This is a genomic window from Streptomyces sp. NBC_01381 (assembly GCF_026340305.1).
Lineage (GTDB): Bacteria > Actinomycetota > Actinomycetes > Streptomycetales > Streptomycetaceae > Streptomyces.
In genome coordinates, this window is sequence record NZ_JAPEPI010000001.1 from 3,847,812 (window position 1) to 3,866,823 (window position 19,012).

Consider the following 19,012-nt stretch of genomic DNA (forward strand, 5'->3'; position numbering starts at 1 on the left):
CCGGACCCGCAGGCCAACTGGCCTGCGGGTCCGAGTGCGTTCGGCTTCTCGTCTGCCGTCGTCTGTCGTCTGCCGTCCGCGGGTTGTTCTCGGCTGGTCGCGCAGTTCCCCGCGCCCCTTCGGGGCGCTCTTCCTGAGGTGAGTTTCATGGTTGCCGCTCCCGAGTTGATCTCCCCCAAGTCGCCCCGAGTCAGCGCCGCACGGCGGCTGGCCAAGCGGAACTTCAGGGGTAAGGAGCGGCTGTTTCTTGCTGAGGGGCCACAAGCCGTGCGGGAGGCTGCTGCCTACTCGGACACGCTGGTGGAGCTGTTCGCGACCGTCGACGCCGCCGAACGGTACGCCGACATCGTGGGGGAGGCCCGCGCCGCCGGAGCCCGGGTGCACCTCGCCGACGAGGACGTCATCGCCGACATCTCGACGACCGTGACGCCTCAGGGGCTCGTCGGGGTCTGCCGGTTTCTGGACACGCCCTTCGAGGACATCCTCGCCGCCCGGCCCAAGCTCGTCGCCGTGCTCGCGCACGTCCGCGACCCCGGGAACGCCGGCACCGTGCTGCGGTGTGCCGACGCCGCGGGTGCCGAGGCGGTGATCCTCACCGACGCCTCCGTGGATCTCTACAACCCCAAGTGCGTGCGCGCTTCGGTCGGTTCGCTCTTCCATCTGCCCGTCGCCGTCGGCGTACCCGTCGAGCGGGCCGTGCAGGGGCTCAAGGACGCGGGCGTACGCATCCTCGCCGCCGACGGCGCGGGCGAGGACGACCTCGACGACGAGCTCGACAAGGGCACCATGGGCACCCCGTCCGCCTGGGTCTTCGGCAACGAGGCGTGGGGGCTTCCGGAGGAGACCCGCGCACTCGCCGACGCCGTGGTGCGCGTTCCGATCCACGGCAGAGCCGAGAGCCTCAACCTCGCGACGGCGGCGGCGGTGTGCCTCTACGCCTCCGCCCGTGCACAGCGTGCCGTGGGAGGGTGCCGTTCCGTAACCCCCAGCTAGTAGTGTGACGGACTCGGGGGCCCACGCCAGTCCTAGAGGTGGGATACGGGGAATGACCATCGGCACGAGCAGATCACCGGGAGCGCAGACCGTCCTGCGCACCCGCGCGGACCCGGGCGGCCTCGGCAGCCTGGGCCTTGACCCGGACGAGCTGCCCGACGGCCTCGTCGTCGCGGACGAGACGGGCCACGTCATCTGCTTCAACACCGCGGCCGCACGCATCACCGCGGTCCGTGCCGCCGACGCCCTGGGCTCACCGCTGGAGCTCGCCCTGCCTTTAGAGGACCTCGAAGGGCGCCGCTGGTGGCAGCTCACCGATCCCTACGGCGGCCTCGCCACCCGCTTCGCCCAGCCCGAGCGCAATCTGCTGCTCCCCGGCGGGCGTGAGGTCCTCGTCTCCGCGCGCTATGTGCGCACCGCGCCCACCGGGCCCGTCCGCCGTGTCGTCGTGTCCATCCGCGACACCGAGGCCCGCCGCCGCACCGAGCGCAGCCATGCCGAGCTGATCGCCACGGTCGCCCATGAGCTCCGCTCGCCCCTCACCTCCGTCAAGGGCTTCACGGCGACACTGCTCGCCAAGTGGGAGCGGTTCACCGACGACCAGAAGAAGCTGATGCTGGAGACGGTGGACGCCGACGCCAACCGCGTCACCCGGCTCATCGCCGAGCTCCTCGATATTTCAAGGATCGACTCCGGGCGGCTCGAACTGCGCCGGCAGCCCGTCGACATCGGCGCCGCCGTCGGCCGCCACGTCCAGGCCCATGTCGCATCCGGCCAGGACGCCGACCGCTTCCTCGTACGGATAGAGCAGCCGCTGCCCGACCTCTGGGCCGACCCCGACAAGATCGACCAGGTGCTCAGCAACCTCCTGGAAAATGCCGTGCGGCACGGCGAGGGAACGGTCACCATTGATGTGGCGTCCTCGGTGACCTGCTCGACGGCCGTGACCGTGAGCGACGAGGGCCCCGGCATTCCGGAGGAATCGATGGGCCGTGTCTTCACCCGCTTCTGGCGGGGCAGCAAGCGCGGCGGGACGGGACTCGGCTTGTACATCGTGAAGGGCATCGTGGAGGCGCACGGCGGGACGATCACCGTCGGCCGCGCGCCCGCCGGCGGCGCCGAATTCCGATTTACGTTGCCCGTGGGCACTCCGGCGTATCTGCTCTGATCATCACTGATCACCTTTGATCCGCCCGAGCACCGCCCGCGGGCTCATTCACCTGCGCCACCCCCGTTAGACTCGATCCTTGGCACGTTTGCGTCCCCCTATGTGGACGATTCGTCTCCGAGTCGTAGACGGGGACCATCACCAGCCAACCGGAAGCACGGGAAGAGATGTCGGCACCGAACAAGTCGTACGACCCTGTTGAGGTCGAGGCACTGAAACCTGAAGAGATCGAGCGCATGCGGGACGAGGCGCTCGCCGCCTTCGCCGCCGCGGGCGACCTCGAACAGCTCCAGGAGGCCAAGGTCGCGCACACCGGCGGCACCTCGCCGCTGGCGCTCGCCAACCGCGAGATCGGTGCACTGCCCCCGCAGGCCAAGGCCGAGGCCGGCAAGCGCGTCGGCATGGCGCGCGGCGCCGTGAGCAAGGCGCTGGCCGCCCGCCAGACCGAGCTCGAGGCCGAGCGCGACGCGCGGGTCCTGGTCGAGGAGGCGGTGGACGTCACGCTGCCGTACGACCGCGTCCCCGCCGGTGCCCGGCACCCGCTGACCACGTTCATGGAGCGCGTCGCGGACGTCTTCGTCGCCATGGGCTACGAGATCGCGGAGGGCCCCGAGGTCGAGGCGGAGTGGTTCAACTTCGACGCCCTGAACTTCACCCCGGACCACCCGGCCCGGCAGATGCAGGACACGTTCTTCGTCGAGGGCCCCAAGGCTGCATCTGATAGCGGCTCCGCCGCGGGTTCGGGCGATGAGTCCGGTGTCGTACTGCGGACGCACACGTCCCCCGTGCAGGCCCGCGCGATGCTCGACCGTGAGCCGCCCGTCTACATCGTCTGCCCCGGCCGTGTGTACCGCACGGACGAGCTGGACGCGACGCACACCCCGGTCTTCCACCAGATCGAGCTGCTCGCCGTGGACGAGGGCCTGACCATGGCCGACCTCAAGGGCACCCTGGACCACATGGTCCAGTCGCTCTTCGGCGCGGGCATGAAGACGCGGCTGCGCCCGAACTACTTCCCGTTCACCGAGCCGTCCGCCGAGATGGACATGGTCTGCTACGTGTGCCGTGGCGAGTCCGTGGGCAACCCCGACCGCCCCTGCCGCACCTGCGGCAGCGAGGGCTGGATCGAGCTGGGCGGCTGCGGCATGGTCAACCCGAAGGTGCTCACCGCCTGCGGCGTCGACCCCCAGAAGTACAGCGGATTCGCCTTCGGGTTCGGCATCGAACGGATGCTGATGTTCCGCCACAACGTCGAAGACATGCGAGACATGGTCGAGGGTGACATCCGGTTCACCCGGCCGTTCGGGATGGAGATCTGATGCGGGTCCCGCTTTCCTGGCTGCGGGAGTACGTCGACCTCCCCACCACCGAGACCGGCCGTGACGTACAGGCCAAGCTGATCGACGTCGGCCTCGAGGTCGAGACCGTCGAGCAGCTCGGCGCGGGCCTCACCGGCCCCCTGGTCGTCGGCAAGGTCCTCACCATCGAGGAGCTGACGGAGTTCAAGAAGCCCATCCGCTTCTGCACCGTCGACGTCGGCCAGGCCAATGGCACCGGCGAACCGCAGGAGATCGTCTGCGGCGCGCGCAACTTCGCCGTCGGCGACAAGGTCGTCGTCGTGCTGCCCGGCGCCGTCCTGCCCGGCGACTTCAAGATCGCCGCGCGCAAGACGTACGGCAAGACCTCGCACGGCATGATCTGCTCCGGCGACGAGCTGGGCATGGGCGACGACGGCAGCGGCGGCATCATCGTCCTTCCGCCCGAGCACGAGGTCGGCACCGACGCCATCCAGCTGCTCGAGCTGGTCGACGAGGTCCTGGACATCGCCGTCACGCCCGACCGCGGTTACGCCCTGTCGATGCGCGGCGTCGCCCGCGAGACCGCCACCGCGTACGGCCTGCCGCTGCGCGACCCGGCGCTCCTGGACGTGCCCGCGCCGAACTCGTCCGGCTACCCGGTCAAGATCTCCGACCCGCGCGGCTGCGACCGCTTCACCGCGCGCACGGTCACGGGCCTGCAGCCCGAGGCCCGCTCGCCGATCTGGCTCAAGCGCCGCCTGCAGAAGGCGGGCATGCGCCCGATCTCGCTCGCCGTCGACATCACCAACTACGTGATGCTGGAGCTCGGCCAGCCGCTGCACGCCTACGACCACTCCCGCATCGAGGGCACGATCGGTGTGCGCCGTGCCGAGCAGGGCGAGAAGTTCACGACGCTCGACGGCGCCAAGCGCGTCCTCGACGCCGAGGACCTGGTCATCACCGACGACCGCGGACCGATCGGCCTCGCGGGCGTCATGGGCGGCGCCAACACCGAGATCGCGGATCACGCCGAGGACGCCGGTACCACCGACGTCATCATCGAGGCCGCGCACTTCGACGCGATCTCCATCGCCCGCACCGCCCGGCGCCACAAGCTGCCCTCCGAGGCGGCCAAGCGCTACGAGCGCGGCGTCGACCCGCAGGCCGCGTCCGCCGCCGCGCAGCGCACGGTCGACCTGCTCGTCCTGCTGGCGGGCGGCACCGCCGACGCCGGGGTCACCGAGGTCATCGCGCCCTCCGCGCCCCGCACGATCAGCATGCCCGCCGACCACCCGGACAAGGTCGCGGGCATGGACTACGGCCGCGAGACCGTCGTCCGCCGCCTGCAGGAGGTCGGCTGCGACGTCTACGGCCAGGACGCCCTGACGGTCACCGTGCCGTCCTGGCGCCCCGACCTGACCGAGCCGAACGACCTCGCCGAAGAGGTCATCCGGCTCGAGGGGTACGAGAACCTCCCCTCGACTCTGCCCAAGCCCCCCGCCGGCCGCGGCCTGACCGCCCGGCAGCGGCTGCACCGCCGCATCGGCCGCGCCCTCGCCGGCAGCGGTTTCGTCGAGGCGCCGAACTACCCGTTCATCGGCGAGCAGGTCTTCGACCAGCTCGGCCTTGAGCCCGGCGACCCCAAGCGCCGCGTCGTGAAGCTGGTCAACCCGCTCTCCGACGAGGAGCCCGCTCTTCGTACGACGCTGCTTCCGGGGCTGCTCGGCGCGCTGCGCCGCAACGAAGGCCGCGGCAGCCACGACCTGGCGCTCTTCGAGACCGGCCTGGTCTTCGAGCCGCGCGACGAGCGAGGGATCGCCGTTCGGCTGCCCGTCGACCGGCGCCCCACGGACGAGGAGATCGCCTCCCTGACCGAGGCGCTCCCCGTCCAGCCGCGGCACGCCGCCGTCGTCCTCGCGGGCGCCCGCGAGCAGGCCGGCTGGTGGGGCAAGGGGCGTCCGGCGGACTGGGCGGACACGGTCCAGGCCGCGCGCACCCTGGCCGCCGAGTCGGGCACCGAACTGCTCGTGCGCCAGGGCCAGTACGGTCCCTGGCACCCGGGCCGGTGCGCCGAGCTCGCCGTCGTGATCGATGGCGCCGAGCAGGTCATCGGGTACGCGGGTGAGCTGCACCCGCGGGTCGTCAAGGCGCTGTCGCTTCCCGCGCGCACCTGCGCGATGGAGCTCGACCTCGACCGCCTGGAGGACGCGAGCACCGGTGTCCCGCAGGGGCCGAAGATCTCCACGTTCCCGGTGGCCACGCAGGACGTCGCGCTCGTCGTCGACGGGGACGTCCCCGCCGCCGATGTCGAGAAGGTCCTTCGCGAGGGCGCGGGTGAACTCCTGGAGTCCATCCGGCTGTTCGACGTCTTCACCGGCGAGCAGATCGGCGCGGGCAAGAAGTCCCTGGCGTACGCGCTGCGCTTCCGCGCGGCCGACCGCACGCTGACCGTCGACGAGGCCTCCGCGGCCCGTGACGCGGCCGTCGCCCTCGCGGCGGAGCGGACGGGTGCGGTGCTGCGCGGAGCGTAGTCACCGCTTGTAGTCGCCGCCAGGCGCACAAGAGGCGCAAAGAAGGGCGTATCCGGACCTCCGGGTGCGCCCTTCACTCGTTTGAGTGACTAGTAAGCCCTCTCTGGCCCGATCGGCCCATGTGGTCGACAGAATCTATCCGGCCGCAGGGGCTGATCCGCGCGGCTGCACGGCCTGCACGCTGAACAGGGCCTTAAGGGGGGCCGTCGGCATGATCCGTATGAGGGCTGGAGCTCCCCGCCGGACCGGGCGGAGGCTGCCCCGTGTCGAACCGACGCGGATCCGGCGCGCGCTCACGCTCGGACTGCCGACGGTGTGGGGCGCCGTCGCCATCACGTACAAACTCGCCTGTCCGCTCGCCCAGCAGGACGGACTCGGTGCCCGGATCGTCACCAGCGCCGTCTTCTTCGCGGTCGGCACGGGTCTGATACTGCACGTCCGGGGCGGGCTGCTGCGGGAGTTGCGGCAGCTGCGCGAGATCGCGGGCGCCGCCCAGAACGTGCTGCTTCGGCCGCTGCCGCCGCGCGTCGAGGGCCTCACCGTCGCGGCCGGGCGGCTCTCCGCATCCCGGGGCGCGTCCGTCGGCGGCGACCTGTACGAGGTCGCGGCCACCGACCATGGTGTCCGCGTCGTCATGGGCGATGTCCGCGGGCACGGCCTCGCCGCGCTCGCGACGGCCGCCGCCGTGCTCGGCAGCTTCCGCGAGGCGGCCTACGAGGAACCCGAACTGCCGCTCGTGCTGCGGCGGTTGGAGCGGGCCCTCGGGCGGCATCTGCGCGAGCGGTCGCGGGCCGAGCACCCGGCCGGCGGTGGAGCGGCGCCGGAGAGTCCCGTGGCCGAGGAGTTCGTGACCGTACTCCTGATGGAGATCGGCCCGGACGGTGAGGTGACCGCACTGAACTGCGGCCACCCCTGGCCGCACCGGCTGAGCGGCCGTGCCGAGCCGGTCCGCGGCGGTGAGCCGCTGCCGCCGCTCGGGCCCTTTCCGCTGCCGCCCGAACTGCCCCTGCTGCACTGCGGTTCACTCCTTCCGGGGGAGGCGCTCGTGCTGCACACGGACGGCATGGAGGACGCGCGGGACGCCGCGGGGCGGTTCTTCCCGTTACGGGAGGCGCTCACCGAAGCGGTGCGGGTCCCGCCGGTGGTGCCGCAGGCCGTGATCTGTGCGGTGTACGACCAACTCCTGCGCCACGCCGGACGGTTGCCCGCCGACGACGCGGCGCTGCTCGTCCTGCGCAACGACCGCAAGCTGGTGCCCTTACAGGGTGAGGCGGTGGGCAGCGCGAGCACGATGAGCTGACGGCCGGTCACGATGAGCTGACGCCCGGTCAGCGGCCCGTTGGTGCGCCGGCCATGCGCCGCCCGGCCCCGCCTTGGAGTTGTCGGGCAGACAGCGGGGCGGACGGCGCCAGTGAGGGCCGCCGCACTTTTCGAGGGGGAGCCGGCGGCCCGGCCGGCCTCCTTGTGAGGAACCTCAGTCAAGCGTGACGGGAGTTGCCGCGGCAGAGCGCGCACCCCCCGGATTCGCGCACTCCGTTCACACCCCGTGTGAAGACACCTCTACTACGCTGGCGACACCGAGCCACCGGAGGGCCTCCATGCAGCCCAACACCCTGCTCGACGCGATCCTCGACGAAGCCGGAATCTCCCACGCGGGCCTGGCCGCCCATGTCAACCAGGCCGGGAAGCGGCGAGATCTCGCGTTGCGCTACGAACACACCGCCGTCTCCCGCTGGTTGAAAGGCCAGCGTCCGCGCGGCCAGGTGCCCGACCTGATCTGTGAAGTCCTCGCGGGGCGGCTCCAGCGCCCCGTGACCCTCGACGACATCGGCCTCGGCGTGCCGGGCCTGCCCGCCGCGAGACTCGGCTCCGCGGCCTCGACGCTCTCGGGGTTCGTGGAACGGGCCACCGCCCTGTGGCGCTCCGACGAACAGCAGCGCCCGCATCTGCTCGGCGCCCCGGCGGTCACCGGCACGCCCGCGGTAATGCCCGTGTGGGAGTGGGAGAACCCGCCCGAGGACGTGGACGTATCGCGTGGCGGGCGGCACCCCGTCAGCACGGCCGACATCGACATGATGCGCGCGGCCCGTGCCCACTACGAGCAGATGTACCGCAAGACGGGCGGCATCGCGACGCGCACCCGCATCGTCGGCTTCCTCAACGCCGAGGCGGCGCCGCTGCTGCGCGGCAGCTACACCGACGCGACCGGACGCCAACTGCACCGCTCCACGGGCGGGTTGGTGGCCATCGCGGGCATCTGCGCCTACGACTCGGACGCGCACGGGCTCGCCCAGCGCTACTTCCACCAGGCCCTGCGCCTGGCAAAGGCCAGCGGCGACAGGGGACTTGGCGCCTACGTCATCGCGCTCCTCGTCAACCAGTCCCTTTTCATGCGGGAGTTCCGGCAGGCGGTGGCCTTCGCGGAGGCCGCGCTGCGCGCCGCGGGGCGCGACCTCACCCCGGCGCTCGCATCCGATCTGTACGCCATGCAGGCCAAGGCGTACGCGCATCTGGGTGACGGCAGGAGCGCGCTGTCCTGCATCCGGCGTGCGGAGGCCGCGGCGGACCGGATCCGGCGGGGACGCGAGCCGGCCGAGACCGGCTATGTCCAGCCCGGACTGGTCAACGTACAAGTGGCGGAGGCGCTGCTCAGCCTCGGCGACCTCACGGGAGCACGTGAGCACGCGGCGGCCGCCGTGGACACCCCGGCGCACGACCGGGGCCGGGTCCACCGGCTCGCCATGCTCAGCCAGATCGAACTGCGCCAGGGGAACACCGACGAGGCCGTGGCCACGGCGGTGGAAATGGCAGAACAGGCACGGGGGATGGAGTCCCAGCGGCTGCGCGACCGGCTGCGGGCTGTGCGTGAACATCTCGTACGCAGCGACTGCGCCGGCACGGCCGAGGCGGCCGAACTCATTGACGGGGCACTGCGCGTACCTCTGTGACGTGCACCGCGTACCACTGCTCTGAAACCCCCGCTGCTGCGATATTGCCATCTACTCGGCGGAAGGTGGCAGAACCGTGCAGTGGACGAAACAAAGCGAACAAACTGTGTATGGAAACCGTTGGTTCACCGTCAACCTCGCGGATGTCGAACTGCCGGACGGCCGGCATCTCGACCACTTCCTGATACGGCTGCGGCCGGTCGCCGTGGCCACCGTCGTCAATGAGGCCAACGAGGTGCTGCTCCTTTGGCGGCACCGCTTCATCACCGACAGCTGGGGCTGGGAACTGGCCGCGGGCGTCGTCGAGGACGGCGAGGACATCGCGTACGCGGCGGCCCGCGAGATGGAGGAGGAGACCGGCTGGCGGCCGGGCCCGTTACGGCTCTTGATGAGTGTCGAGCCGTCCAACGGACTCACCGATGCCAGGCACCACATCTACTGGTCGGACGAGTGCACCTACATCGGCCATCCCGAAGACGACTTCGAGTCCGACCGCCGTGAATGGGTCCCACTCAAACTCGTCCCCGACATGGTGGCCCGTGGTGAGGTCCCGGCCGCCAACATGGCGGCGGCGCTCCTGCTCCTGCACCACCTGCGACTTGGCCAGGACGCGCACTAGTGGCCGATGGCCTGCCAGACCGCCACGGCGAGCGCGCCTACCGCCGTGAGGGCGAGAAGGGCGGGCAGCGGCCAGCGAGTGTGCTCGAGTGCGGCGATCCGCACGGTCAGTTCGTCCTGGTTCTTTACGCTCTGTTCGTCGTGTTGGGTGAGCAACGCCAGCTGTCCGTCGACGCGGGCCAGACCCACGTCCAAGCTGCGGCGTAACTCGGCGAGTTCTTGCGGGACCACGCGATGCTCGGGGTCGGCGGTCACGAGTCCGCTCCTTTCTGTAGCTGTCCATCCCCCTGATGCGCACGGAAAGTCAACTCGCCTGGTGGCCAAGGCGGGAGAGTGTGCGAAGGGCATATGCGAGCCCACGGCGCACACGGTGTGTGAACGCCGCGGGCCCGGCACTCTGTCGAGTGCCGGGCCCGCGTGCGGTACGAGATGTCAGGCGTAGGGGTAGAAGCCCGAGCCGGACTTGCGGCCGAGCCGGCCCGCGTCCACCATCCGCTGGAGCAGCGGGGGAGCGGCGTACAGCGGCTCCTTGTACTCGGCGTACATGGAGTCGGCGACCGAGGCGACCGTGTCGAGGCCGATCAGGTCGGCGAGCTTGAGCGGGCCCATCGGGTGGGCGCAGCCCATCTCCATGCCGTTGTCGATGTCCTCGCGGCTGGCGATGCCCGACTCGAACATCCGGATCGCGGAGAGCAGATACGGGATGAGGAGGGCGTTGACCACGAAGCCCGAGCGGTCCTGGGCGCGGATCGCGTGCTTGCCGAGAATCTTCTCGACCATGGCCTGCGCGCGGCTGATCGTCCCCTCGGACGTCGTGAGCGCGGGGATCAGCTCGACGAGCTGCTGCACCGGGGCCGGGTTGAAGAAGTGGATGCCGATGACCTGGTCGGGACGCGAGGTCGCGACGGCCAGCTTCACCAGCGGGATGGAGGAGGTGTTGGAGGCGAGGATCGCGTCCTGCCGGGTCACCACCTGGTCGAGCACCTGGAAGATCTCGGTCTTGACCGCCTCGTTCTCGACGACGGCCTCGATCACCAGATCGCGGTCGGAGAACTCCCCGAGGTCGGTGGTGAAGCTGAGCCGGGCGAGCGTCTCGTCCCGCTCCTCCTCGGTGATCTTGCCGCGTTCGGCGGCCTTGGAGAGGGAGTTGTAGAGCCGGGTGCGGCCGATCTCCAGGGCCTCGCCGGTGGTCTCCGCGACCTTCACATCCAGTCCGGAGCGGGCGCAGACCTCCGCGATCCCGGCGCCCATCTGGCCACAGCCCACTACTCCGACGCGCTCGATGTCGGGCATAGAGTCGGTCACCTCGTGCCTTTCGCTGATCAACGGGCCGGCAGGTCCCCCGTTCGAGTGCGGTGCCTGCCCCGCCGATGAACGTTACTCCCGAACCTCCGGTGCATGACGTGCCGGGTCGGGCATGCTGTCCGGTACAAGCAGCGGTTCTGGCGAATATCGGGCCCAGGGGGCGAGCGGATGAGGCGTATGTCACGCCGTGGATTCACGGTTGCGGCGGCCGCGATGGTGGCGGGGCTCACAGCGGCGGGCGACGCGGCGGCAGTTCCCGGACGCGCTCCGTCACGACGTGAGCTGCGGGGGATGTGGCTGGCGACCGTCGCCAACCGGGACTGGCCCTCGAAGCCGGGCCTCACCGCGGACGAGCAGCGAGCCGAGCTGATGGCGCATCTCGACACGGCCGTGCGGCGCCGCCTCAACGCCGTGATCTTCCAAGTGCGGCCCACCGCCGACGCGTTGTGGCCCTCGCCGTACGAGCCGTGGGCGGAGTACCTCACCGGAGTGCAGGGCAAGGACCCCGGCTGGGACCCGCTGGGCACGGCGGTGCGCGAGGCACACCGCAGGGGGCTCGAACTGCACGCCTGGTTCAACCCCTTCCGCATCGCCAACCACACCGACCCCTCGCGCCTGGTGCCGACGCATCCCGCACGGCTGCACCCGGAGTGGGTCGTGCCGTACGGCGGGAAGCTCTACTACAACCCCGGCCTGCCCGAGGTACGGCGCTTCGTCCAGGACGCGATGCTCGACGCCCTGCGCCACTACGACATCGACGCGGTGCACTGGGACGACTACTTCTACCCGTACCCGGTCGCGGGGCAGGTCTTCGACGACGACGAGGCCTTCGCGCGCTACGGCGGCGGCTTCCCGGACCGGGCCGCCTGGCGCCGGGACAACATCGACCGCCTGGTGCGCGAGATGGGCAAGCGGGTGCACAAGCTGCGCAAGGGCGCGGAGTTCGGGATCAGCCCCTTCGGGGTCTGGCGCAACGCCTCGACCGACCCGCTCGGTTCGGACACCCAGGCGGGCGTGCAGACCTACGACAACCTGCACGCCGACACCCGCGGCTGGGTCAAGAAGGGCTGGATCGACTACGTCTGCCCGCAGCTCTACTGGAACATCGGCTTCACCGTCGCGGACTACGGCAAGCTGCTGCCCTGGTGGGCCGATGTCGTCGAGGACACGGGCGTACGCCTCTATGTGGGCGAGGCCCTGTACAAGGCGGGCGACCCGGCGCAGGCCGCGCCCTGGCAGGACCCGGCCGAGCTGTCCCGCCACCTCACCTACGCCAAGGGGTACCCGCAGGTGCGCGGGCACGTCTACTTCTCGGCGAAGGAGGTGGGCGTCGACAAGATCGGCGCCATGGCGCGGGTCGTCGCCGACCACTATCAGGAGCGCGCCAGGCCGCCACGCTGAACCACGCGGGCGACCCGTGCGCCGGTCTACTGAGCCGGGTCCTGGTGCCGTACGACGGTGTCGGGGCCCGGTGACATCACCGTCTCGTGGCCGTCCTCGAGGCGGACGCGGTACGGCGGGGCGCCGTCCGCGCCAAGCACCTCGACGACCTCCGCGATCCGGTCGTGCTGGCCGACGACCCTGCCGTGCACCACCAGCTTGTCGCCTACGGTTGCGCGCATGTGGAGCGACCTCCTTGTCCCACCCGGCGGTAGCGATCCGTGGCCATCAGTCTACGTCGAGTGGTGGGATCAGGCCCCTATCCGCGGGCCCGTTGGGTGACGGCGATGCACACGAGGACGGCGGCGGCCGTCAGCGGCGCGGCGACGGTGAGGTGTTCGCCGAGCAGGAACACCGACCAGACCAGGGTCAGCAGCGGCTGCGCGAGCTGGAGCTGGCTCGCCTTGGGTACGCCGATCATCGCCATGCCGCGGTACCAGACGACCAGGCCGAGGAACTGCGAGCCGATGGCCGCGTAGAGCAGCCCGGCGGTGCTGTGCCCGGTGAGCTCGAAGGACTCGTACTGGAGGGCGACGGCCGCCCCGGCCACGGCGAGCGGCAGGCACAGCACGAGCGCCCAGCCGACCACCTGCCAGCCCGGCATCTCGCGGGCGAGCCGGCCGCCCTCGGTGTAGCCGGCCGCGCAGATCAGGAGCGAGCCGAAGAGGTAGAGGTCGGCGGTGCTCAGGGCGCCGCCGCTCTGCTGCACGGTGAACGCGATCACCGCGGCCGCGCCCGCGAGGGCCGCCGCCCAGAACATCCGCGAGGGGCGGGCCCCGGTCCGCAGCGCCGAGAACACGGCGGTCGTCAGCGGCAGCAGGCCCACGACCACGGCCGCGTGCGCGGTGGTGGAGGTCTGCAGGGCGAGCGTGGTGAGCAGCGGGAAGCCGACGACGACGCCGGCGACGACGACCGCGAGCCCGGCCCAGTGGCGCCGCGCGGGGAACGGGACCCGCAGGGCGAGCAGCGCGCCGCCCGCGATGACCGCGCTGAGGACGACCCGCAGGGCCACGAACGACCAGGGGCCGAAGCCTTCCAGGCCCCAGGCGGTGGAGGGGAAGGTGAGCGAGAAGGCGGTGACGCCGAGCGCGGCCATGACGGTGCCGGCGCGGCGGGAGCCGTGCGCTGCGGGCTCGGGGCTTGTGACGGTCCCGCTCGTGGTGCTGCTCGCGGCCTCGGCAACTGCTATCCGGCTCGGGCGAGTAGCGCTATCCTGTGCTGTCATGCATGAGAGTAACAGTGTGGCTGAGTTGGCGAAACGGCTGAGGGATGAGCTTGACCGCTACTCTCCGGGTGGAAAGCTGCCGTCGAGCCGGGCTCTGGTCGACCGCTTCAGGGTGAGCCCGGTGACCGTGTCGCGGGCCCTTGCCCAGCTGGCCGCCGAGGGTCTCGTCGTCACCCGGCCCGGGGCCGGTGTGTTCCGCGCCGAGCCGCAGGCCGCCCCCGCGCCGGTGGGGGACACCTCGTGGCAGGAGGTGTCGCTGAGCGCGGACTCGGCCGCGGAGCTGGTGCCGCGCGCGGTGGACGCCTCCGGTGTCCTGGTCACCCTCACGGCGCCGCCGCCCGGGGTCATCGAGTTCAACGGCGGCTATCTGCACCCCTCGCTGCAGCCCGAGCGCGCGATGGCGGCGGCCCTCGCGCGGGCGGGGCGGCGGCCCGGCGCGTGGGGGCGGCCGCCGGTCGACGGGCTTCCCGAGCTGCGGGAGTGGTTCGCGCGGGGCATCGGCGGCGCGATCACGGCCGCCGAGGTGCTGGTCACCGCGGGCGGGCAGAGCGCGCTGACCACGGCGCTGCGGGCGCTCGCACCGCCGGGCGCCCCGGTCCTCGTCGAGTCGCCGACATACCCCGGCATGCTGGCGATCGCCCGCGCGGCGGGCCTGCGTCCGGTCCCCGTGCCGGTCGACACCGACGGCGTACGCCCCCAGCTGCTCGCGGCGGCGTTCAAGGCCACCGGGGCGCGGGTCTTCGTCTGCCAGCCGCTGTTCCAGAACCCCACGGGTACCGTGCTCTCCGCCGGGCGCCGGCCCGAGGTGCTGCGCATAGCCCGTGAGGCCGGGGCCTTCATCGTCGAGGACGACTTCGTGCGCCGCCTGGTCCACGACGACGCGGGGCCGCTGCCGCGACCGCTCCAGTCCGACGACCCCGACGGTGTCGTGGTGCATGTCTGCTCGCTGACCAAGGCGACGTCGCCGAGCTTCCGGGTGAGCGCGCTCGTCGCCCGCGGCCCGGTCCTCGAACGGCTGCGCGCGATCCAGGTCGTCGACCACTTCTTCGTACCGAGACCGCTCCAGGAGGCGGCGCTCGAACTGGTCGGCTCGCCGGCCTGGCCGCGTCACCTGCGCCAGGTGGCGGGCGAGTTGAAGGACCGCAGGGACGCGATGGCGGCGGCCCTGCGCATCGGCCTGCCCGAACTGGCCGTGCCGCACATCCCCGCCGGCGGCTACAGCCTCTGGCTGCGCCTTCCCGACGGCATGAACGAGGCGGCCCTGGTGGGCGCGGCCCTGCGCGCGGGCGTCGCCGTCGCACCCGGCCGCCCCTACTTCGCGGCCGAACCCCCGGCGGGACACCTGCGGTTGAGCTTCGCGGCGCTGGCGGGCGTGGGGGAGATCAAGGAGGGGGTGCGCAGGCTGCGTACGGCATGCGACGAGGTGTGGGGCACCACCGGGTGACGGCCCTTCCGGCAGGCGAAATCCGCTCGACGGCCAGCCGTGGCGGCTGCCAGCCTGCCCCCATGACCGATACGCACCAGGCGCTTCCCGCCGGCTACGAGCTGTCCACCGATCCCGCCCGACTCGACGCCGAGCGCGTCCACCGGTGGCTCTCCACCGACGCGTACTGGGCCCTTGACCGGCCCCGCGAGACGCAGGACCGGGCGATCGCCGGATCGCTCAACTTCGGTGTGTACGAGGAGGTTTCCGGTGATCAGGTCGCCTATGCGCGGATAGTGACCGATCGCGTCACCTTCGCCTGGCTCTGTGATGTGTACGTCGACCGGTCGGTCCGGGGGAAGGGGCTGGGGAGCGCGCTCGTGGCGGGCGTCCGGGACCACTTGGCGCCGTACGGTCTGCGCCGGATCCTGCTGGGTACGGCCGACGCGCACGGGGTGTACGAGAAGGTCGGCTTCAAGGCCCTTGAGGCCCCGGGGAATTGGATGGCGCTGGGGCGGCAGTGAGCGGGCTCGGGGGCGCCCGGGTCATTCGCGTACGCACAGTAAAACCTTGACCTGGGCTGCCGGGCACTCCACGATCACCGCATGCACGTACGCGTCACGCTCATCGCCGCCGCACGCAGCGCCTCGCTGCTCGCGGAGCGCTTCGACGACGACCGGCCGCTCGACCAGGCGGGCTGGCACGAGGTGCAGCTCGCCGCCCCCGCGCTGCTTCCGCTCGCCGCGGCCGAGCTGCGCTACTGCTCGCCCACGTCGCGCAGCCGCGGCACCGGCGACGCCCTGGGCTTCGCGCCGCTGGCCCAGCCCGCCCTGCGGGACTGCGACATGGGGCGGTGGCGCGGTCTGACCCTCGCGGATGTGACGGCGCGCGAGCCGGCCGCGGTCGACGCCTGGCTGCGGGATCCGCGCTCCGCGCCGCACGGCGGCGAGTCGCTCCTGGCCTTCATCTCACGGGTCGGCGGCTGGCTCGACACCCGCCCGGTCGGCGACGGCTCCCGGATCATCGCCGTGGCGGAGCCCGCGGTGGTCAGGGCGGCCCTCGTCTACGCCCTGAAGGCGCCCCCGTCGACGTACTGGAACATCGACGTCCGCCCCCTGTCGACGGTCACCCTGACCGGGCACGGCGGCCGCTGGAACCTGCGGATCGCGGGCCAGGGGGAGAGCGCCGCCGCGGTGTAGCCCGGTCAGTCCCGCCGCCGGGTGTACTCGGTGGTGAGGATCAGGTCCTTGGCCGGGCCCGCGACCCGCCAGCGCGTCCACCAGTGGTCCTCGTCGTACACCTCGAACTCGCCCCGGTAGAGGTCGAGCGCGCACGGATGGTCGGTGCGGTGCCGGCCGGTGCGCAGGTCCAGGCCGTGGAAGGGGCGCCCGTCGGCGAAGCGGACGTCCGCGGTGCCGGGCTCTTCGCCGGGCAGGAAACGCAGGGTGCGCTCGGCGGGGCGTGCGGTGCCCTGCCAGGTGAAGGTGCCCGACTCGTGGTGCACCAGGCCACCGTCGGCCCAGGTGAAGGCCGTCGTCCCTGAGAAGTGCCCCGCCGCGTCCCCCGCCAGGTCCCGCGCCGTCCGCTCCACCTGCCAGGACCCGGCCAGGTACGCCAGCACGTCGCGCACGCCGTACGGCTCGGCTGCTTCATCCGGAAAGGGCATGCCCCGCAGGCTACGCGGGGCCACACCGGGGATGTCTACTTGTCGACGAACGTGAAGCTGCCCTCGTCGTACCGCGTCCCGGCGACCGCGCCCGCAGGCGCCGCCGCGTCGATCGCGGTGAGCTCGTCGGGGGAGAGTTCGAGGGTGGCGGCGGCCAGGTTCTCCGTGAGGTACTTCTCCCGGCGGGTGCCCGGGATCGGCACCACGTCGTCCCCGCGGTGCTGCACCCAGGCCAGGGCGAGCTGCCCGGCGGTGACGCCCTTCTTGGCGGCGAGTTCCTCCAGGGCCTCGACCACGGCCAGGTTCCGCTCCAGGTTCCCGTCGGCGAACCGCGGCTGGCCGCGCCGCATGTCGCCTTCCTGCAGGGCGTCGGTCGAGGTGTAGCGCCCGGTCAGGAAGCCGCGGCCGAGCGGCGAGAAGGGCACGAGCCCGATGCCGAGCTCCCGGCAGACGGGGGCGATCTCCTCCTCCAAGTCCCGGGTCCACAGCGACCACTCGCTCTGCAGCGCGGCGATCGGATGCACGGCGTGCGCCTTCCGGATGGTCCGCGCGCTCGCTTCGGAGAGCCCGAGGTGGCGCACCTTCCCGGCCTCGACGAGCTCGGCCATCGCGCCGACGGTCTCCTCGATCGGCACGCTCCGGTCCACGCGGTGCAGGTAGTACAGGTCGATGTGGTCGACGCCGAGGCGCCGCAGCGACGCGTCACACGCTTCTCGTACGTACGCCGCGTCGCCCCGGATCTGAATCGGCTCGCCGAGCTTGTTGGCGAAGCCGAACTTCGTGGCGAGGACGGCGTCGTCACGCCGCCCGGCCAGGGCACGGCCGATCAGCTCCTCGTTGTGGCCGTTGCCGTAGAAGTCGGACGTGTCGAGGAGGGTGACGCCGAGGTCGAGCGCACGGTGGATGGTCGCGATGGACTGGGTGTCGTCCGAAGCGCCGTAAGCGTGACTCATCCCCATGCAGCCGAGTCCCTGCGCCGAGACGGTGAGTGCGCCGAGACGGCGCGTGGGAAGGGTGGTCATGCCGGTACCTCCAGGTGGAGCAAGGTGGACGTCTCCGACCCTAGGAGCTGGAGCCGACTCCAAGTCAAGCCGATTAAGCGGTGGTTGCGGCGCTCAGGCCTGGTCGGCCGCCTTGTGCAGCTCCGCCACGACGATCTTCTTCATGCCGAGCATGGCCTTCATGGCGCGCTGCGCCCGCCCCGCGTCCGGGTCGGCGAGGAGCTTGACCAGGTCCTCGGGAACGACCTGCCAGGACAGTCCGAACTTGTCCTTGAGCCAGCCGCACGGGCCTTCCTCGCCGCCCTCGGAGAGCTTCGTCCAGTAGTGGTCGACCTCTTCCTGGTCGGCACAGTCGATGCTGAGGGAGACCGCCTCGTTGAAGGTGAACTCGGGGCCGCCGTTGAGCGCCAGGTACGGCTGCCCGTCGAGCACGAATTCGACGGTCAGCACGGTCCCGGCCGGTCGCGGGCCGGCCTCGCCGTAGTGGGAGACATTCGTGATCTTCGAGTTCGGGAAGACCGACACGTAGAACTTGGCGGCTTCCTCGCCCTGTGTGTCGAACCAGAGGTTGGGCGTGATGCGGGGCATGGCTCTCTCCTGTCGCTCGGGTCTGTCTGCCTCTACTGGTCTGTCTGCCTCTACTGACCGTGCCCCCTGCGGAAACTCATCGCTGTGACGGGGGCCGGATGGGTGGCCCGGCGAGGTGAATTTGTCTGCGGAATATGCCGATTCCGCGTATAATTGCGGCTACTTCGAGCTATGAGCCGGTTGTCGTGTACGTCGAGTCTGTGTGCGTCACATGTCATGGCCCGGGCGCTCGCCAAGTGAACAGTGCGCCGGGCCGTGGGCCCGCTCGATCCCAAGGGTGTCTGCCGCTCCACGCGCGGCCGGCGCCCCTTTCTCATGCGTGCGCCAAGAGGTGAATCTCCATGAGACGCATACTGCTCCTCGTCTCGGCCGTGCTGCTGGGTCTGGGAGCCGTCTTTGCTCCCAGTGCCTGGGCCGGCAGCCCCCACTTCGTGTCGGTCGACGCCCAGCGCGACGGCAACAGCCTGACCGTCTCCGGCAAGGAAGCGGGGCTCGGCAACGAGAGCCAGGTGACCATCGAAGTCAGCGCCACCGCCAACTGCATCAACCCCGGCGGCCATGGCCCCAAGGCTGCCAACAAGCAGTCCGTGAGCAACGAGGGCACCTTCCCGGTCCAGAACGGCAAGGCCGTGTTCACCCTGACGGTCACAGCCTCGTTCCAGCCCGAATGCAGTCCTCCCATGACGGTGACCTTCACCAACGTCGTGGTTGCTGACACCGCACACGGTGTCGTCGCCAAGGTGCCCGGCACCTTCTAGTCGCTCTCGCGGCACCCCTCCATCGGCGGCCCGCGCTGCGACCGCGCTCG

Annotated in this window: 19 protein-coding genes; 12 read left to right on the top strand and 7 right to left on the bottom strand. The window is 71.2% G+C overall.

The genetic code is table 11. The features are described 5' to 3' along the window. Nucleotides 1-147: 147 nt before the first annotated feature. The 7 genes from OG453_RS17925 to OG453_RS17955 all read left to right on the top strand — a co-directional run bounded on the left by OG453_RS17925 (nucleotide 148) and on the right by OG453_RS17955 (nucleotide 9,557). Nucleotides 148-993, top strand: a complete 846-nt coding sequence (locus tag OG453_RS17925) for an RNA methyltransferase (RefSeq protein WP_266868908.1) — start codon at nucleotides 148-150, stop codon at nucleotides 991-993. A 52-nt stretch (nucleotides 994-1,045) separates the two neighbouring features. After that, entirely contained in the window at nucleotides 1,046-2,161 is a 1,116-nt protein-coding gene (locus OG453_RS17930) for an ATP-binding protein (RefSeq protein WP_266868910.1), read from the top strand. 167 nt (nucleotides 2,162-2,328) lie between these two features. Then, nucleotides 2,329-3,480, top strand: coding sequence for a phenylalanine--tRNA ligase subunit alpha (gene pheS, locus OG453_RS17935; protein ID WP_266868911.1), 1,152 nt, complete (start codon nucleotides 2,329-2,331; stop codon nucleotides 3,478-3,480). Next, complete coding sequence (gene pheT, locus OG453_RS17940) at nucleotides 3,480-5,990, top strand: phenylalanine--tRNA ligase subunit beta (protein WP_266868912.1); 2,511 nt, start codon at nucleotides 3,480-3,482, stop codon at nucleotides 5,988-5,990. The genes pheS and pheT overlap by 1 nt, the downstream gene beginning before the upstream one ends. A 211-nt stretch (nucleotides 5,991-6,201) precedes the next feature. Next, nucleotides 6,202-7,290, top strand: a complete 1,089-nt coding sequence (locus OG453_RS17945; RefSeq protein WP_266868913.1) for a PP2C family protein-serine/threonine phosphatase — start codon at nucleotides 6,202-6,204, stop codon at nucleotides 7,288-7,290. Nucleotides 7,291-7,588: 298 nt separating this feature from the next. Continuing rightward, nucleotides 7,589-8,938: a transcriptional regulator gene (locus tag OG453_RS17950; RefSeq protein WP_266868914.1), complete on the top strand. Its 1,350-nt coding sequence runs from the start codon at nucleotides 7,589-7,591 to the stop codon at nucleotides 8,936-8,938. Nucleotides 8,939-9,014: 76 nt separating this feature from the next. Continuing rightward, complete coding sequence (locus OG453_RS17955; RefSeq protein ID WP_266868915.1) at nucleotides 9,015-9,557, top strand: NUDIX hydrolase; 543 nt, start codon at nucleotides 9,015-9,017, stop codon at nucleotides 9,555-9,557. On the opposite strand, the gene OG453_RS17960 is transcribed toward OG453_RS17955, so the two are convergent. Both OG453_RS17960 and OG453_RS17965 read right to left on the bottom strand, forming a co-directional pair. Continuing rightward, complete coding sequence (locus OG453_RS17960) at nucleotides 9,554-9,811, bottom strand: hypothetical protein (RefSeq protein WP_266868917.1); 258 nt, start codon at nucleotides 9,809-9,811, stop codon at nucleotides 9,554-9,556. The two genes, OG453_RS17955 and OG453_RS17960, sit on opposite strands and share 4 nt — an antisense overlap. A 177-nt stretch (nucleotides 9,812-9,988) precedes the next feature. After that, nucleotides 9,989-10,849: a 3-hydroxybutyryl-CoA dehydrogenase gene (locus OG453_RS17965; RefSeq protein ID WP_266868918.1), complete on the bottom strand. Its 861-nt coding sequence runs from the start codon at nucleotides 10,847-10,849 to the stop codon at nucleotides 9,989-9,991. A 180-nt stretch (nucleotides 10,850-11,029) separates the two neighbouring features. Here OG453_RS17965 and OG453_RS17970 point away from each other — a divergent pair, with 180 nt between their 5' ends. Continuing rightward, on the top strand, nucleotides 11,030-12,262 hold the full coding sequence (locus tag OG453_RS17970; RefSeq protein WP_266868919.1) for a glycoside hydrolase family 10 protein: 1,233 nt from the start codon (nucleotides 11,030-11,032) through the stop codon (nucleotides 12,260-12,262). A gap of 26 nt (nucleotides 12,263-12,288) precedes the next feature. Here OG453_RS17970 and OG453_RS17975 read toward each other — a convergent pair whose 3' ends face one another. Both OG453_RS17975 and OG453_RS17980 read right to left on the bottom strand, forming a co-directional pair. Further along, nucleotides 12,289-12,483, bottom strand: coding sequence for a DUF1918 domain-containing protein (locus OG453_RS17975; protein WP_266868920.1), 195 nt, complete (start codon nucleotides 12,481-12,483; stop codon nucleotides 12,289-12,291). Nucleotides 12,484-12,560: 77 nt separating this feature from the next. Then, nucleotides 12,561-13,526 carry a DMT family transporter gene (locus OG453_RS17980; RefSeq protein WP_266868921.1) on the bottom strand — a complete coding sequence of 322 codons (966 nt, stop codon included), beginning with the start codon at nucleotides 13,524-13,526 and terminating at the stop codon, nucleotides 12,561-12,563. Here OG453_RS17980 and OG453_RS17985 point away from each other — a divergent pair. From OG453_RS17985 to OG453_RS17995, 3 genes are all read left to right on the top strand, one after another. Then, complete coding sequence (locus OG453_RS17985) at nucleotides 13,525-14,970, top strand: PLP-dependent aminotransferase family protein (protein WP_266868922.1); 1,446 nt, start codon at nucleotides 13,525-13,527, stop codon at nucleotides 14,968-14,970. The genes OG453_RS17980 and OG453_RS17985 overlap by 2 nt on opposite strands. 62 nt (nucleotides 14,971-15,032) lie before the next feature. After that, a complete protein-coding gene (locus OG453_RS17990) occupies nucleotides 15,033-15,473 on the top strand; it encodes a GNAT family N-acetyltransferase (RefSeq protein WP_266868924.1) in 441 nt (146 codons plus the stop codon). A gap of 81 nt (nucleotides 15,474-15,554) precedes the next feature. Next, entirely contained in the window at nucleotides 15,555-16,148 is a 594-nt protein-coding gene (locus tag OG453_RS17995) for a histidine phosphatase family protein (protein ID WP_266868925.1), read from the top strand. A gap of 5 nt (nucleotides 16,149-16,153) precedes the next feature. On the opposite strand, the gene OG453_RS18000 is transcribed toward OG453_RS17995, so the two are convergent. From OG453_RS18000 to OG453_RS18010, 3 genes are all read right to left on the bottom strand, one after another. After that, the gene (locus OG453_RS18000; RefSeq protein WP_266868926.1) at nucleotides 16,154-16,615 is read right to left on the bottom strand and encodes a DUF6314 family protein; all 462 of its coding nucleotides are present in this window, start codon (nucleotides 16,613-16,615) and stop codon (nucleotides 16,154-16,156) included. 35 nt (nucleotides 16,616-16,650) lie between these two features. Continuing rightward, a complete protein-coding gene (locus OG453_RS18005; RefSeq protein WP_266868927.1) occupies nucleotides 16,651-17,637 on the bottom strand; it encodes an aldo/keto reductase in 987 nt (328 codons plus the stop codon). A 93-nt stretch (nucleotides 17,638-17,730) separates the two neighbouring features. Next, nucleotides 17,731-18,204, bottom strand: coding sequence for a VOC family protein (locus OG453_RS18010; RefSeq protein ID WP_266868928.1), 474 nt, complete (start codon nucleotides 18,202-18,204; stop codon nucleotides 17,731-17,733). A 341-nt stretch (nucleotides 18,205-18,545) separates the two neighbouring features. Here OG453_RS18010 and OG453_RS18015 point away from each other — a divergent pair, with 341 nt between their 5' ends. Continuing rightward, nucleotides 18,546-18,962: a hypothetical protein gene (locus tag OG453_RS18015; RefSeq protein WP_266868929.1), complete on the top strand. Its 417-nt coding sequence runs from the start codon at nucleotides 18,546-18,548 to the stop codon at nucleotides 18,960-18,962. The last annotated feature ends 50 nt before the right edge of the window (nucleotides 18,963-19,012 follow it).